Source organism: Streptomyces olivochromogenes (genome assembly GCF_021538895.1).
GTDB lineage: Bacteria > Actinomycetota > Actinomycetes > Streptomycetales > Streptomycetaceae > Streptomyces > Streptomyces olivochromogenes_A.
On record NZ_JADDRL010000009.1, the window covers coordinates 15,558 to 31,151 of the forward strand.

Genomic DNA, 15,594 nt, shown 5'->3' on the forward strand with positions numbered 1-15,594 from the left:
CCGGAAAAACATGCACAAAATAGCCTGAATTGGATGCCTGCACAGCGCAGCCACACCCATGCGGTCGGCGGCCCTACGCGCTGTAAGGTTGGGGCATGGCTGGCACAGAGTCCCGCGGCAGAGCGGAGCGGCGCAGCGCCGGGGAACTTGAGAGCGAAGTGCTGGCCACACTCTGGGCGACCGAGCGCCCGCTGACGCCGGCCGAGATCCAGACGGAGATCGCCGGCGGGCTCGCGTACAACACGGTGCACACCATCCTCAAGCGGCTGTACGACAAAGGACTCGTCCTGCGTGACGCCGCCGGGCGGCGCGGCGCCTACCGGCCCGCGAAGAACGCGGCCGAGCTGACCGCCGCGGCGATGCACGAAGCCCTGGACCGCGGCCCGGACCCGATCGCCGCCCTGCAGCAGTTCGTGTCCGGCTTGAGCCCCGACGAGGAGCGGGCCCTGCGCGACCTGCTCGGCGGAGGCCGTCCATGAGATTCGACGTCTACAGCCCGCTGCTGCTGTCGCTGCTGCTGCCCGCCGTCAGCCCGTTGATCGGCAGACGGGTGGCCCCGGCCCTCGCCGCCCGCGTCCTGACCTGTGCCGCCGCCCTGACCGCGGCGGCCACCACCTGGTCGCTCGTGCTGCTGACCACCGCGCTGGTCGGTGAGGCCCCGCCGGTGGTGGCTCAGGCCCGGCAGGACGGCCGGCAACCCGTCGATCCGGTGCCCGAGGCGATCGGGATCGCGGCCTGTCTGGCGCTCGTGGTCGTCGCCTGCCGAGTGCACCGGGCCCTGCGTGCCGAACGCGCCACACGGCGCGCGCTGCGCCGGCTGGCCGAGGGGCAGCCGGCGGACACCGAGTTGATCGTCGCCGCGTCCGACGTGCCCCGGGCGTTCGCCATCCCCGGCAGGCCGGGACGGATCCTGGTCACCTCCGCCATGCTGGGCGCACTGCGACCGGCGGAACGCCGCATCCTGCTCGCCCATGAACGCGCCCATCTGGCGCACCGGCACGGCCTGCTGGTGACCGCGGCCGCCCTCGCCGCCGCGGCCAACCCGCTGCTCGTACCGGTCCGCCGCACGGTCGCCTTCCTGGTCGAGCGCTGGGCGGACGAGCAGGCCGCGGCCGCCGTGGGCGACCGCGCGGCCACCGCCCGCACCCTGGCCCGGGCCGCCCTCACCGCCGGCCGGGCCCGGACCGCGTGCGCGCTGAACTTCACGGACCGCGCCGTCACCCGCCGGATCGCGGCCCTGCAGACGGCCCCGCCCCCGCGCCTGTGGTCCGCCGCCGCGGCCGTCCTCGCCCTCGGCGCGCTGGCGGCCCTGAGCGCCGCGGACGCGACGGACGACCTGATCGGACTGCTGACCGGCCTGCTGTCCTGACCGGACGTGCCCTCCTGACCGACCGCGCTGTCCCGACCGTCCGGCAAATCAGCCCGATCAGCGGCCCTGCGGGCCCCGGTGCGGCGGCTGCGCGGGCGCCGGGCACGGCACGGGCGGCGGTACCGCCCGGACGGCCGGGCCGTCGGTGCGGACCGTCAGTGGTTCGCCGTGGTGATGGATCGTCAGCGGCGGGCCGTCCAGGAGCGTGTACGTGGCCTTGTCGGCGTGGATCTCCACCCGCAGGCAGCGCCCGCGCAGCCGGAGGCTGAAGGCCAGCCGGCTGAGCCGCTCCGGCAGCCGGGGCGCGAACCGCAGCCCGCCGCCGTTCGCGCGCAGTCCGCCGAAGCCCGCCACCAGCGCCATCCAGGTACCGGCCAGCGACGCGATGTGCAGCCCGTCGCGGGTGTTGTGCTCCAGGTCCTCCAGGTCCATCAGCGCGGCCTCGGCCGCGTAGGCGTGGGCGAGCCGCAGATGACCCGCCTGCGCGGCGACGACGGCCTGGCAGCAGGCCGACAGAGAGGAGTCGCGCACGGTCAGCGGCTCGTAGTAGGCGAAGTTGCGGGCGATGTGCTCCTCGTCGAAGAAGGCGCCGCAGGTGTACATGGCGAGCACCAGGTCGGCCTGCTTGACGACCTGCTTGCGGTAGAGGTCGAAGTAGGGGAAGTGCAGCAGCAGCGGGTACTGGTCGGCGCGGGTGCCGGCGAAGTCCCAGCGCTGGTAGCGGGTGAAGCCGGTGTGCTGTTCGTGCACGCCGAGCTCCCGGTTGTACGGGACGTGCATGGCCTCGGCGGCGTCCCGCCAGGCGGCACTCTCCTCCTCGTCGACGCCGAGCCGCTCCGCCTGCCGGGGATGGCGTTCGACGGCGTCGGCGGCGGCCAGCAGGTTCGCGCGGGCCATCAGGTTCGTGTACGTGTTGTCGTCGGCGACGGCGCTGTACTCGTCGGGACCCGTGACACCGTCGATGTGGAAGGCACCGTGATGGTCGTGGTGCCCGAGGGAACGCCACAGGCGGGCCGTCTCCACCAGGAGCTCGACGCCGGTCTCACGCTCGAAGAGCTCGTCCCCCGTGGCGTCCACGTAGCGCACCACGGCGTCGGCTATGTCGGCGTTCACATGGAAGGCGGCGGTGCCGGCCGGCCAGTACGCCGACCCTTCCGAGCCCTCGATGGTGCGCCAGGGGAACGCGGCGCCGCCCAGGCCGAGCTGGGCCGCGCGTTCACGGGCCTCGTCCAGGGTGTTGAAGCGCCAGCGCAGCGCCTCGGCGACGGCCTCGGGCGCGGTGTAGGTGAGGACGGGGAGCACGAACATCTCGGTGTCCCAGAACGCGTGCCCGTCGTACCCGGAGCCGGTCAGGCCCTTGGCCGGAATCGCCCGCTGCTCGGCGCGGGCGCCCGCCTGCAGCACATGGAAGAGGGCGAAGCGGACGGCCTGCTGGATCTCCTCGTCGCCGTCCACCTCGACGTCCGCGCGGGCCCAGAACTCGTCCAGGTAGGCGCGCTGTTCGGCGAGAAGCCCCTGCCAGCCGTCGTGCGCCGCGGCGGCGAGGGCGGCGTCGACCTGGTCGGCCATCGCGGGCAGCGAGCGGGTGCCGGACCAGCCGTGGGCGACCAGCTTCTCCACCCGCAGCCGCTGCCCCGGCTCCAGGACCGAGGTGACGGTCAGCCGGGCCACGTCCGTGTCGCTCTCGCCGCGCGCCGTGGTCCGTTCCGGGCCGCTGATCACGTGGTCGGCGGCGACGGCCACCCGCAGGCCGCTGCGCCGGGTGCGGTGCACGAGCCGCAGCCGGTGTCCGGCGGCGAAGTGGTCCTCCGGCTCCAGCGGGGACTGGAGCGCCAGCGCCGCCCGCGGGTCGCCGTCGGACTCGGGGAGCTGCTCGTTGGCGACCAGTTCGGACTGGATCACCACCCGGGCCCGGCCGCCGACGGCCTCCACCTCGTAGGCCACGGCGGCCACCGCCCGCTGGGTGAGCGAGACGAGCCGCGTCGAGCGCACCCGTACCGTCGAACCGGCGGGCGAGGTCCACTCGCAGGTCCGTTCCAGGACACCGCGCCGCAGGTCCAGGACGCGCTCGTGCGCAACGAGCCGGCCGTAGCGCAGGTCGAAGGGTTCGTCGTCGACCAGGAGCCGCAGGATCTTGCCGTTGGTGACGTTGATGACGGTCTGGCCCGACTCCGGATAGCCGTAGCCGGCCTCGGCGTACGGCAGCGGGTGCCGTTCGTGCACGCCGTTGAGGTAGCTGCCGGGCAGGCCGTGCGGTTCGCCCTCGTCGAGGTTGCCGCGCCAGCCGACATGGCCGTTGGACAGGGCGAACACGGACTCGCTCTGCGCCAGCACGTCGAGGCCGAGTTCCGTCTCGCGCACGGTCCACGGCTCGACGGCGTACGACCGGTGGGTGATCACCGCTTGCCTCCCAGTTCGGCGAGGTCCGCGACGACCACGTCCGCGCCGTGCGCGTGCAGCGCGTCGGCCTGTCCGACGCGGTCGATCCCGACGACGTACCCGAAGCGGCCCGCGCGGCCCGCGTCCATGCCGGCCAGCGCGTCCTCGAACACGGCGGCCCGTCCCGCCTCGACGCCCAGGTCGCGGGCGGCGGCCAGGAAGGTGTCGGGGTGCGGCTTGCCCGGCAGCCCACGTTCGGCGGCGACCAGGCCGTCGACGCGTACGTCGAAGAAGTGCTCGGCGCCCACGGCGCGCAGGACGTCGCGGCAGTTGGCGCTGGAGGAGACGATCGCCGTGCGCAGACCGTGTGCGCGGACGGCCTCCAGGTAGCGCAGGGTGCCCTCGTAGGCCTCGACGCCGCCGGTGCGGATCTTGGCGAGGAGCAGGTCGTTCTTGCGGTTGCCGACGCCGTGGACGGTGCGGGCGTCGGGCGGGTCGTCGGGGGCACCCTCGGGCAGGTGGATGCCACGGGAGGCGAGGAAGGTGCGCACCCCGTCGGCGCGTGGGCGTCCGTCGACATACTCGTCGTAGTCGGCGACCGCGTCGAACGGGCGGGCGCCTTCGCCCTCGTACGCGCGCAGGAAGGCGTCGAACGTCTCCTTCCAGGCGGCCGCGTGCACGACGGCGGTCTTGGTGACGACCCTGTCGAGGTCGAACAGACAGGCCAGGATGGTGTCGGGCAGGCCGAGCTCACTCATACCCTGCACACTTCCCCTCCGGACGGCATCCAGTGGGTGGCGAACGCCACAACCGCGCCGGGCAACCGGTGACACACTCTGCTGTGTGCCCCTGACATTCGACGATCTGCTCGCGCGCGCCCGCTCCCTCGCCGGGGGCGGCCGGCGCGCGATCCTCGGCATCGCCGGCGGCCCCGGCTCGGGCAAGACAACCCTCGCCGAGCAGCTGGCGCGCGAACTGAACGGCACCGGGGCGCCCTGGGTGGCGCACGTCCCGATGGACGGCTTCCACCTCGCCGACGTCGAACTGGACCGGCTGGGCGCGCGGGACCGCAAGGGCGCCCCCGACACCTTCGACGCCGCCGGGTACGCGGCGCTGCTGCGGCGGCTGCGCGAGGAGACCGGCGAGGTGGTGTACGCGCCGGGATTCGAGCGGGTGCTGGAGCAGCCGCTCGCGGGGGCGATCCCGGTGCCGCCCACGGCCCGGCTGGTGCTCACGGAGGGCAACTACCTGCTGCTGGAGTCGGGTTCCTGGGCGCGGGTGCGGCCGTGCCTGGACGAGGTGTGGTTCTGCGAGATCGACGAGGACGAGCGGATCCGGCGGCTCGTCGCCCGGCACGAGGAGTTCGGCAAGGAGCACGGGGCGGCGGTGGCCTGGGTGCTGGGCACGGACCAGCGCAACGCCGACCTGGTCGCGACGACCCGGCGGCGGGCGGACCTGGTGGTACCCGCGTCGGCGCTGCCCGCCCCGTACGGGACGGAAAATCCCGGCCGGCGCCTTCGCGCGACCGGCTAGCCTGCGCTGGGTGGAACCCGCGTCGGCCGAGGTGAGCACCACCGGCTCCTACAAACCGCACTTGTGGGCCGGGGAATCCTGTGACGACGTACGGGAGTTCGCGGACCCCGCGCTGCGCGCGGCGCTCGACGGCTTCCTCGTCGGCCTCGTGTGGGACGGTGGGGGCGTGGGTGAGGTGGTCGGGGTCCCGGAGTAGGACTGCTCGGCCTGCCCTGGTGAGCGGGCCTACTCCCGGCCGCGCAGGGTCAGTTCGGGCACGCCGTGGGCGTCGCCCGCCGCGTCCCCGATCACGGCCGTGAAGGCGTCGGTCCGCACGGTCAGGCCCTCCGCGCCGCCGGCGAAGGCGGGCGCGAAGGGGCCACCCGGCCCGTACCGTACGGCGAACACGTGCAGGCCCTCCGGTGCGCCCGGAGCGGGATCGGCCTCGTACGCCGTCGAGGTGACCAGATGGCGCCAGCCCTCGTCCGGGTTGCCGTAGCCGCGGGGATCGTCGGCGAGCGCGAACGCCGCCTGTTCCTGGGTGAGTGCGCGGCGGGCGTCGAAGCGGTCGGCACCCTGTTCGGCCGGGTGCGTCAGCCGCAGCCCGCCCGCCGACACGACGTCGCCCTCGGCCGTCCTGCGCACCCGGTCGCCGTCGTCCGCGGCGTAGGGCAGCCCGGCCAGCAGGTACGGCGCGCCGGCGAGCCGCTGCACGGCGACCGTCACCCACAGGCGGGTGCCGTCCGTGACGTACAGGGAGCGCACATGGCGCAGTACGTGGTCGCGGTCGACGACCGGCTGGGTGACCAGCTTGGCCGTGAGCCCCTCGGCGCGCGCGTCCCGGACCCGGACCTCGCCCATGGGCCGGCACAGCAGGAAGCCGTCGGCGACCGGGCCGAAGCCGTGCTGCCGGTCGACCGCGGCGGGCAGGTAGTACGTGCCGCCCGCCTCGATCAGCGACGGCGTCATCCGGTCGTCGAAGGCCACCGAGACCGTGCCCGCGCGCAGTTGGTGCCGCGCGGGCGCGGCGGACGGCGTGCGGTGCCAGTGCGAGGTGTCCTGGATCTGCCAGAACAGCATCCAGGCGAAGTGACCGTCCACTCCCCCGTCCGGCTGGGCCGCGTGCCGGCCCCAGCGGGTGTCGCCCCGGTAGCGGCCCAGGTCGGAGCCGATGCGGCCGCTGAAGTAGCGCAGGCCAAGGACCGACTCGAAGCCGCAGTGCTGTTCGCTGTAGCGGGGGCCGCCGAGGTCGAAGCCGCCGCCCGTCAGGCGCGCGTCGATGTAGCGGGCCAGGGCGTCGCCGTCCTCGGCGAAGACCTCCTCGCCGCTGACGCGATGGGCCTGGGCGAGGAAGGACAGGGAGATCGGCCCGTAGTTGTTGTCGTACGCGCCTCCGTGTTCCGGCGGCAGCAGGGCGCCCCGGTCGCGCACGCGGTGGGCGCGGATCTCCTCGGTGTACAGGGCGAGCGCTCGCGAGCACGTCGACTCGCCCTGTTCCCATGGCAGATGACGGGCGAGCAGCAGACCGCCGACGACACAGCCGATCGCCGATCGCCTGGTTGCCCGCCCGCTGCGGGTTGAAGAAGGTCGCCTCGGTCAGCCAGCGCCAGTATCCGCGCGCGAGTGCGAGCAGTTCCGTGCGCTGTTCGTCGTCGAGCAGGCCGTCGGCCGCGTCCAGGAGGTCGACCGCCTGGAGCAGCGCCCACACCGTGCTGGGCCAGTCGCCGATGGGGTGGGCGCCGGCCTTGAGGACGTAACGGGCGTACGGGAGGCCGGAGTCGCGGACCCTGAGATTGGGGTAGCCGGGGTTGTCCTCGGTATGGACGCGCTCGCGCAGGTGGAAGGCGAGGCCGCGGCGCACGGCGTCCGGCAGCCGCGGATCCTTGCCGCGCCGCCAGGCCAGGGCCAGCAGGGAGGTGACGCCGAGAGAGGTGTCGCCGATGTCGAGATGGGCGTCGGGATGTTCGAGGTTGCCCTGCGGCGTCATGCGGGCCAGGGCCTGCTCGGTGACGTCGGCGAGGACGGCGTCGTACGCCCGAGGGGTGTCCGGCAGGTCGTGCAACGGGCCGCGCTGGTACGGGAGGTACACGGGGACACTCACGTGGTCTCAGCCCTTCGCTTCGGTGGTCGCCAGGCCTGCCACCAGTCTCGTCGACGGGGGCTCCCCGAGGGGACGTGACGGTCACGCCGGACGCGGTCGCCGGGTCGTAGGACGCCGCGCGGCCGGTTCGCCGTGGTCGCGGTGAACTCCGGCACCCCGCGGGCCGTACCGGTGTGTACGGCGGAGGGTCTGCCGGTACGACTCGTGGAGCGATGACGCGCCTGGTGGCGGGAGTGATGCGACAGTGAAGCCATGACGTGGCTCCTGATCGCTCCCGGCACCGCACGGCGGCCGTCGGCGCAGGGCGGATGATGGCGCGGGAACAACAGCCGGTCCTCGAACCCGAGGTCCGGGACACGGGCGGACGGCCGGCGCGGCGGGCGAGCGGGTCCGCGCGCCTGTACGGCGAACTGCGGCGCCACCGGCGGTGGCTGGCGCCGCTGCTCGTGGTGGTGCTGCTCACCCAGATGGCGGTCGCCATGGTGACCACCGCCGTCCAGCAGACGCCCACCGTCGACGAACCCGTGTACGTCGCCACGGCCACCGACTACCTGCGTGAGCACCGCCTGCGCTACAACCCCGAGCACCCGCCGCTGGGCAAGCTCGTGATCATGGCCGGGCTGGCGGTGGCCGATCCGCACTACGACGCCTCGTTCCAGGGCAGCCAGGGGCAGGTCGGGCGGCATCTGCTGTACGAGTCCGGCAACGACCCGTGGCGGCTGATGCTGTGGGCCCGCCTGCCGATGATCGCGCTGACGCTGCTGTTCGGGCTGGTCGTCCTGGCGTTCGCGCGCGAGATCGCCGGCACCCTGGCGGGGCTCGTGGCGCTGGCGCTGTACGCCTTCTCCCCCGACGTGATCGCCCAGGGCTCGCTCGCCACACTGGACGTACCGGCGGCCGGGTTCGTGCTGACCTCGGCCTGGCTCGCCCGGCGGGCCCGTCTCAGGCCCCGGCTGTACCTGCCGCTCGCCGGGGTGGCGCTCGGGGCGGCCGTGGCGACCAAGATGAGCGCGCTGCCCGCGATTCCGGTGCTGATGGCGCTGGCCCTGCTCTCGGTGTGGCACGCCCGCCGGCCGGACGGGCGGGCCGAGCGCCGCAGGACGCTGCTGCTCGGGCTCGCGGGCGCGGGCGTCGTGGCACTGGTCGCGATCGCCGTCGTATGGGCCACGTATCTCGCGGTCGACCCGCTGCTGCGGTTCACGCCCGCCGAGCCCGTGCCGGCCGTGCACGGGCTGCGCGGGCGCCTGGCCGGACTGCTGCCGTTCCCGGGGGCCTTCCAGGACGGCATGCGGGTCCAGTTCGGCTTCGAGGACTACCCGTGGCAGGGCTATCTGTTCGGCCGGCTCTACACCGGCTCGCTCTGGTACTACCTCCCGGCCGCCCTGCTGGTGAAGACGCCGCTCGGCATGCTCGCGCTGTGGGTGGCGGGCGCCGTCGCGGTCGTGGCGCTGCGGCGGCTGCGGCCCGCGGCGCCGTACGTGCTGGTGGCGCCGGCCGTGCTGCTGGCCGCGGCGATGACCGGGTCGCGGGACTTCGGTACGCGGTACGCGGTGTTCGTGCCGATGTTCCTCGCGGTCGGCGGCGCCTGCGTGCTCGCCGTGCGGTGGCGGTGGGGCCCGTTGGTCACGGGAGGGCTTCTGTTGTTCGTCGCCATCAGTTCCCTGCGCACGTTCCCGTACTATCTGCCGTACTCCAATGAGGCGTTCGGCGGACCGGAGAAGACCCATCTGCGGCTGCACGACTCCAACGTGGACTGGGGCCAGGACCTGGGCCGGCTGGCCGACCGGCTCCGGCAGCGGTATCCGGGCGAGCGGATCTGGCTCGTCTACAAGGGCAGTGGCGTGCCGTCGTACTACGGCATCCGTGCGCGCGATCCGCGCAAGGTGCCGGCGGACACGGTGCACGGGCTGCTGGTCGTGTCGGACTCCTGGGTCGCCAAGGCGCGCGGCGGGCTTGCCGAATTGATCCACACGAGTCGTCCGATCGATGAGGTCGGTCATTCGATCACGATCTATCAGCGGTGAACTGACGCGTTCCCGGTCGGTCACCGTGCGCCCGGCGTTCGGTCCCGCGAGGACCGTGCCTGGTCGCACAGCCCCTGGTCACCACGGTCCGTGAGCTATGTTGAATCATCGTGGGAGACAAAGGAGGCGCTTCGGTGTCATCGCCGCAGCAGGCACGCGCACAGGCGTCCGCGATCACCTCGGGCAAGGCCGCGCCGGCGTCGGAAGCCGCCCCGACCTCCCAGCTCAGAGAGCTCTTCGACGGGCCGCGACTGTCTCCTGGGCAGCGGCGCATCGCCCAGTACCTGATCGAGAACATCACCGAGGCCGCCTTCCTGTCGATCACCGATCTCGCGGAGCGGGTCGGCGTGAGCCAGCCCTCGGTGACCCGGTTCGCCGCTGCGGTCGGCTTCAGCGGCTACCCCGCGCTGCGCGAGCGGCTCCAGTCGATCGCGCTCAAGACGCTCTCCGGCGGTCCGGGCACGGCCGAGGAGAACATCAGCAACGAACTGCAGGCGGCGGTCGACGCCGAGATCGCGAACCTGGAGAACCTGCGGCGGGACTTCGCCGACCCCGACCGGGTGATCCACGTCGGCCACGAGCTGTCCCGCTCGGCCCCGCTGACCGTGCTCGGCCTGCGCATCTCCGTATCGCTCGCCGAGTACTTCGCCTACGCCGCCCGCCGTATCCACCCCGACGTACGGCTGGTGACCCGGGGCGGCAGTGTCGCCTACGACGCGCTGCTGCAGTCCCGCGAGGCCGGCGGCACCTGGGTGCTGGCGTTCGGGATGCCGCGGCACGCGCAGGAGACGCTCACCGCGATCCGGGTGGCGCGCGGCGCGGGCCTGAAGGTCGCCCTGGTGACCGATCTGGCGCTCGGACCGCTGGCCGACGAGGCCGACATCACCTTCGCCACCGGCACCGGCTCCCGCCTGGTCTTCGACTCCTACGCCGCGCCCGGCGTCATGTCCGCCGCGTTGCTGCAGGCCATGACCGACGCCGACCCCGAGCGCACCCAGGCCCGCCTGGAGGAGTACGAGCAGGTGGCCGAGCAGCACCAGTTCTTCCTGAAGGACTGACCGGCCGCCGAATCGGCGGTTTCCCCCTCTTACGGCCCCTCGGCCTCGTAACGGGATCATTCAACGCAGATCGCGCATGAATGTTTTCATACGTCTTGCAAAGCGGACGGCATATATAAATACTGCTCACGGATCGCACCCGGCCCACTCCGGGCACGTTCCGCACCCAAGGACTCACCGCTCGCACCGCCCCGAGAAAGCCGACGGACCGCCCATGCGCACGCAGCCCCTCCAGCCGCGCCGGCTCCGCCGCCCGGGGCTCACACACGGACACCCCCAGCCGCCGTCTCCTACCCGCGTCGGTGCCAGGGGTGTTCCGTCGGGCGCCGCCCGAGCGGCCCCGCCCGGGGCGGCCCCGGTCATCCCCTAGACCGGGGCCGCCCCCACCCGTCGGACCACCCCGCACGACGTCACAGACCCGGAAGCGATGATCATGACCCTGACGACCACGCGCATCAGCCAGGACTGGCCCTGCCAGGTCAAGTCCCCCGGCAGCTTCGACTGGGAGCGCTCGGCGGCCAAGTGGCTGCGCGAGCTGGTACCGGCCCGCTACGCCAGCTATCCGGCGCTGATCCGCCACCCCGTGCTGCTCGCCCGGCACGCGCAGATCCAGGTCCAGCAGGAGATCCGGATCGCGCGCACCGCCCTGCAGACCGCGCGGGCCGAACTGCCCCTGCTCGGCCTGCCCGAGTCGGTCATCGAGCACACGATCAAGCTGTACGCGGCCGAGGTCCTGCAGTTGCAGCACATCGCGCGCAGCGTCCGGGTGGTCACCGAGGCCCTCGTCGGGCACAGCACCGGACGCTGAGACCACCGCCCGGGACACCTTCCCGGACAGCACCCCGGACACCGTCCCGGACACCGCCCGACCTGCGTCGCCGAGCCGTCCGTATTCGGTCCGTATTCGGTCCGTATTCGATTCCGCGGGGGTCTGATCGGACCGGGCCTGGTGTGCGATGCTCAACGCGTGACGAGTGAGCCCGCGTCTTCCGCGGAGACCGGCGACGTCGCCGACCTGGCGGCCCTGGCCAAAGTCGTGGCGAGGCAGCGCGCCGAGATGGACCGGCTGCGGGACCTCGCGGCGACCTCGGCCGTGCTGGAGCGGGCCAAGGGCGCGCTGATGGCCCTCACCGGCTCCTCCCCGGACGCCGCCCACGAGGAACTCGTCGCGCGCGCCGAGACCGGGCACCGCACCTTGATCGAGGAGTGCTGGCTGACGCTCGGCGCCCTGATGCCGCCGCTGGAGCCCAACGCCGGCGGCGGGGACCTCGCCGACGCGGCGGCCGAGGCCGGCTCCGGACGGCCCGCGGCGACCGCCCCGCAGGACGCCGGCGCGAGCCGGGCCACGGGGGGCACCCCCTGGGAAGCCACGGCCACCGGCACCCAAGCCGACGCCGACGCGCTCGCCCGCCTGGGCAAGGCCCTGCTGCGGGTCGGCTCGCCGCGGGAACTCGCCGACTGCCTGCTGGCCCACATCGGGCCCGAAGTGGGCGCGGACGCCGTGATGTTCTACGAGCGCCGACCCGACGGCGGACTCGAACTGGTCGGCCACTCCGGCATCGACGAGACCCTCGCGGCCCAGTGGCGCCAGGTGCCGCCGCTGAGCGGGGTCACCCCGCTGGAGGTCCTGGAGGCACAGGAGCCGCGCTGGCTGGAGGACTTCACCGCGGACCGCCGACGTCATCTGCTGATCGGGAACCCGCCCGAGCGGTGGCGGTCGCGGGCCTGGCTGCCGGTGCCCACGGGCGACCGGTCCACCCTGGCCTTCGGCGTCCTGCGGCGCTGCGAGGGACGCTTCACCCCGCGCGAGCGCATACTCCTGCGCGCCGCCGCCCGGCTCTGCGCCGGCCGGCTGCGCGCCTTCGACGCGGTCCAGGACGTCACCCCTGGAGCCCTCCCCACCGCGGTGCAGGCGATGTTCGACGCGCTGCCGGGCGCGACGGTCCTGCTGGCCCCGCTGCGGGGCGCGTCGGGAGAGGTGGAGGACTACCGCATCGACGCCGCCACCCCGGAGGCCGTCGACGTCCTCGGCCGCAGCGGGCGCGAGCTGGTCGGCCTGCGGATACTCGAATGCTATCCGTCCGTCGCGGGCGAGCCGCTGTGGCAGGGGTATCTGGACGCGCTCATCGGCTCGGAGCCGTACGAGGGCGAGCCGTTCGCGTACCAGGAGGACGTGGCCGGGGTGCCCCGGACCGCCACGTACTCGGTGCGGGCGACGCGGTTGGGCGAGGGGCTGCTGGTCACCTGGATCCGCCACGACCCCTCGGACCGGCAGGAGCAACGGCTCGCCGATGTGCAACGGCTGGGCAACCTGGGCTGGGCGAACTGGAATCTGGCCACCGACGAGGTCACGTGGTCGTCCCAGGCGTACGCGCTGCTGGACCGGGACCCGGCACGCGGCCCGGTCCGCCTCGACCAGCTGCCGGACCTGGCGCTGCCCGCGGACGCGCCCGCGCTGTCCCGGGCGATAGCCCAACTCGTCCGCGAGGGGCGGCCGTTCGACGTACCCTTCCGGACCGCGTCCGGCCCGGGTGTCCGGCATCTGCGGGCCGTCGCGGAGGCGGTCGCGGACGCCGACGGGACGCCCGTCGAGGTGCACGGCTTCGTCCAGGACCTCACCGCGCAGCGCAGCGCGGAGCTCGCGCTGGTCGAGAGCGAGCGGGCGATCCTGCTGCAACGCGGGGTGCTGCAGGCCGAGCGGGCGATGGCCACCCGGCTGCAGCACGCACTGCTGCCGCTGCCCAGCAAACCGATCCGGCTCGCCGGGCTGCGGGTCGAAGTCGCCTACCTGCCCGCCCAGTCGGAGATCCACGTCGGCGGCGACTGGTTCAGCGCCGTCGAACTGCCCGACGAGTCCGCGCTGTTCGTGGTCGGCGACGTCGCCGGTCACGGCATCGACGCCGTCGCCACCATGGCCCAGCTCCGGTTCACCGCGAAGGGCATGGTCAGCACGGGGTCCTCGCTGACCGGCGCGCTCGCCCGGCTCAACTCGCTGCTGCTGCACTCCCGGGACAGCAACACCACCGCCACCTTGATCCTGGCCCGGTACGACCCCCGCGCGCACCGGCTGGAGTGGGCCCAGGCGGGCCACCTCGCCCCGCTGCTCCTGCGCCGCGGCGAGGTCCGCTACCTCGACCGCCCCGACGGCATGCTGCTCGGCGCGACCGCGTCCCCGGTCTTCGAGTCGGCCGCGTGCGTGCTGGAACCCGGTGACCGGCTGCTGCTGTACACCGACGGGCTGGTCGAACGGCCCGGCGAGGGCCTCGACGGCGGCCTCGCCCGCCTGGCGGAGGCCGCTGTCGGCCACGACGCCGACGGACCCGGCTCCCTGGAGGCGCTGCTCGCCGCCATGCTGGAGGGCGAACGGCGGGACGACGTCTGCGTGGTGGACATTCGGATGCCCGAGGCGGCGGAGTAGCCGCGGCAGTCGAAGGGGCCGGACCCGGGGATTCAGTCGTCGTCGCGGTGCCGCCAGTACCAGCACAGGCCCACGACGAGGGTCAGCAGGAACACGGCGGGCAGCACGAGGCCGGGGATGCGGGAGCCGCTCATCGGTACGCCTTCGGAACGGGGCGGCGGGGAGCCGTACGGTAGCTGCCCATCGTCACCGGCGTCGAGAGCGCTCCCCACCTGCTTTTCCCAGACCTTGCCGGGCGTTCGAGCCCAGGCGGAATCCATCACTCCACGGGGTGACCAGGGTCGATGCGACGGGCGTCGGCGAGCCTCAGCAGCGGGCCCTCGCCCTGCCCGCCCCACTCCACGGGGTCCAGTACGAAGCCGACGTGGTCGCCGCCGTCGGCGCGGGAGGCGACGGTGCCGACGAACCAGGCCGCCGCGTCCGCCAGCACGACCGCGCCGCCGGGCCGCTCGGACCAGCGCGCCCGCGCGAACTTGTCGACTCCGCGGTCCCCGGTCTCCCCGCCGAACAGGGCGGCCAGCGCGAACTGGTCGCGGGTCAGCAGGTGCACGGCGAGGCGGTCGGCGGCCAGGGCCACCCGGTACGTCCGGTTCACCGTGGACAGCCAGACCACGAACCGCACCGGCCGGATGGAGCACTGCGAGGCGAACCCGACCAGACAGCCGGCCCGCTCACCGTGCGCCGCGGCCGTCACCACGCACATCTCGGGGTCCAGCCGGTCCGTGAACTCGTCCGCGACCGCCATGCCCGCACCGCTCCCGTCCGCGCCGTCCGTCCCTGCGCACCACCTCACCACACGGCGCCGCTGCCCGCTCCCCTCCCGTCAGCCGTCGCCGACGCTCGTCCGGGACTCCAGGCTCCGGCGGGTGTCGTCTCCGTAGACGCCGGTCTCGTCACCGCTGATGCCGTACCAGAGCTGGTACCGGGCCACGGCCTCGGTGAGCGTGGCGTCGTAGCGGCCGTCGGTGGAACCGTCCCGGTAGACGTCCGGGACGCGCAGCAGGCGTTGCTGGAGTTCGACGACCTCGGGGCCGGTGTTGCCCTCGCGGAGGGTCCCGGCACCGTCCGGATCGGCTGTGCCGGCGCCGGCCGTGGGCGCGGAGGCGCTCGGCGTGGTGGAGCCGGTCGCGGCGGGGTCGGTCGCGGTCGGTCCGGTCGTAGCCGGGTCGGTCGTGTCGGGGGCGGTGGTGGCCGTGCCACCGGAACGGCTGACCGTGGCGGCGTCGCCGCGGCCGGGCAGCAGCAGGGCGCTGCTGAAGCCGACCAGCGCGGCCGCGGTCACGGCGACGGCGACACCGGCGCGGCGCAGCCCCGGGCCGAAGCCGAGCGGACCGTCGGCGGCGGCATCCGAGCCGGCGCGACGGGAACCCGCGGGGCGGGAGCCGGCTGGACGCGAGCCGGCTCGGCCGCGACCGCCCGGTGTCACGCGCGGGGCACCGGGGACGGAAGGAAGCTCCTGGGTCTCCTCCTCGGCAGCCGCGCGCCGCCCGGCCGGGGCGACCGCTTCATGGCCTTCCGCGTCTTGCTGCATCTCCCGCATCAGCTCCGCGAGGCCGTCGAAGCGGCGGGGGCGCAGGACATGAATGGGTTCGAGGACCGGGCCGTGGTCCGGCTGCTCCGGGTCGGACGGTGTCGACACACTCTTCTCCTTCCGCGATCCCCGGGGAGAGATACGAGCCCGACCGCCCTCCGGTTCAGCCGCTGCGCCCGCGCGCCCTCGACAGCGCGCGTGC

At 73.7% G+C, this 15,594-nt stretch carries 12 protein-coding genes and 1 pseudogene; 8 read left to right on the top strand and 5 right to left on the bottom strand.

Annotation, left to right across the window (positions count from 1 at the left end):
• Positions 1-95 precede the first annotated feature (95 nt).
• Together IPZ69_RS06420 and IPZ69_RS06425 are read left to right on the top strand one after the other, a co-directional pair.
• The gene (locus IPZ69_RS06420; RefSeq protein WP_235453014.1) at positions 96-479 is read left to right on the top strand and encodes a BlaI/MecI/CopY family transcriptional regulator; all 384 of its coding nucleotides are present in this window, start codon (positions 96-98) and stop codon (positions 477-479) included.
• Positions 476-1,369: a M48 family metalloprotease gene (locus IPZ69_RS06425; protein WP_235453015.1), complete on the top strand. Its 894-nt coding sequence runs from the start codon at positions 476-478 to the stop codon at positions 1,367-1,369. Before IPZ69_RS06420 ends, IPZ69_RS06425 begins: the two co-directional genes overlap by 4 nt.
• Before the next feature lie 57 nt (positions 1,370-1,426).
• Here IPZ69_RS06425 and IPZ69_RS06430 read toward each other — a convergent pair whose 3' ends face one another.
• Both IPZ69_RS06430 and IPZ69_RS06435 read right to left on the bottom strand, forming a co-directional pair.
• The gene (locus tag IPZ69_RS06430) at positions 1,427-3,769 is read right to left on the bottom strand and encodes a glycoside hydrolase family 65 protein (RefSeq protein ID WP_235453016.1); all 2,343 of its coding nucleotides are present in this window, start codon (positions 3,767-3,769) and stop codon (positions 1,427-1,429) included.
• Complete coding sequence (locus tag IPZ69_RS06435; protein ID WP_235453017.1) at positions 3,766-4,506, bottom strand: beta-phosphoglucomutase family hydrolase; 741 nt, start codon at positions 4,504-4,506, stop codon at positions 3,766-3,768. Before IPZ69_RS06435 ends, IPZ69_RS06430 begins: the two co-directional genes overlap by 4 nt.
• A gap of 85 nt (positions 4,507-4,591) precedes the next feature.
• Here IPZ69_RS06435 and IPZ69_RS06440 point away from each other — a divergent pair, with 85 nt between their 5' ends.
• Together IPZ69_RS06440 and IPZ69_RS06445 are read left to right on the top strand one after the other, a co-directional pair.
• Positions 4,592-5,281, top strand: coding sequence for a nucleoside/nucleotide kinase family protein (locus tag IPZ69_RS06440; protein WP_235453018.1), 690 nt, complete (start codon positions 4,592-4,594; stop codon positions 5,279-5,281).
• Positions 5,282-5,291: 10 nt separating this feature from the next.
• Positions 5,292-5,477: a hypothetical protein gene (locus IPZ69_RS06445; RefSeq protein WP_235453019.1), complete on the top strand. Its 186-nt coding sequence runs from the start codon at positions 5,292-5,294 to the stop codon at positions 5,475-5,477.
• Positions 5,478-5,506: 29 nt separating this feature from the next.
• Here the strand turns inward: IPZ69_RS06445 and IPZ69_RS06450 are convergent.
• A pseudogene (locus IPZ69_RS06450) lies at positions 5,507-7,349 on the bottom strand (hypothetical protein).
• A gap of 320 nt (positions 7,350-7,669) precedes the next feature.
• Between IPZ69_RS06450 and IPZ69_RS06455 the strand changes: the two are divergent.
• The 4 genes from IPZ69_RS06455 to IPZ69_RS06470 all read left to right on the top strand — a co-directional run bounded on the left by IPZ69_RS06455 (position 7,670) and on the right by IPZ69_RS06470 (position 13,861).
• A complete protein-coding gene (locus IPZ69_RS06455; RefSeq protein WP_235453105.1) occupies positions 7,670-9,385 on the top strand; it encodes a phospholipid carrier-dependent glycosyltransferase in 1,716 nt (571 codons plus the stop codon).
• A gap of 134 nt (positions 9,386-9,519) precedes the next feature.
• Complete coding sequence (locus IPZ69_RS06460; protein ID WP_235453020.1) at positions 9,520-10,443, top strand: MurR/RpiR family transcriptional regulator; 924 nt, start codon at positions 9,520-9,522, stop codon at positions 10,441-10,443.
• Positions 10,444-10,870: 427 nt separating this feature from the next.
• The gene (locus IPZ69_RS06465; protein ID WP_235453021.1) at positions 10,871-11,251 is read left to right on the top strand and encodes a hypothetical protein; all 381 of its coding nucleotides are present in this window, start codon (positions 10,871-10,873) and stop codon (positions 11,249-11,251) included.
• Positions 11,252-11,500: 249 nt separating this feature from the next.
• The gene (locus IPZ69_RS06470) at positions 11,501-13,861 is read left to right on the top strand and encodes a SpoIIE family protein phosphatase (RefSeq protein WP_235453106.1); all 2,361 of its coding nucleotides are present in this window, start codon (positions 11,501-11,503) and stop codon (positions 13,859-13,861) included.
• A 259-nt stretch (positions 13,862-14,120) separates the two neighbouring features.
• Here the strand turns inward: IPZ69_RS06470 and IPZ69_RS06475 are convergent, their stop codons facing one another.
• The gene (locus tag IPZ69_RS06475) at positions 14,121-14,606 is read right to left on the bottom strand and encodes a flavin reductase family protein (protein ID WP_235453022.1); all 486 of its coding nucleotides are present in this window, start codon (positions 14,604-14,606) and stop codon (positions 14,121-14,123) included.
• A gap of 78 nt (positions 14,607-14,684) precedes the next feature.
• Positions 14,685-15,500, bottom strand: coding sequence for a peptidoglycan-binding domain-containing protein (locus tag IPZ69_RS06480; protein ID WP_235453023.1), 816 nt, complete (start codon positions 15,498-15,500; stop codon positions 14,685-14,687).
• Positions 15,501-15,594 lie beyond the last annotated feature (94 nt).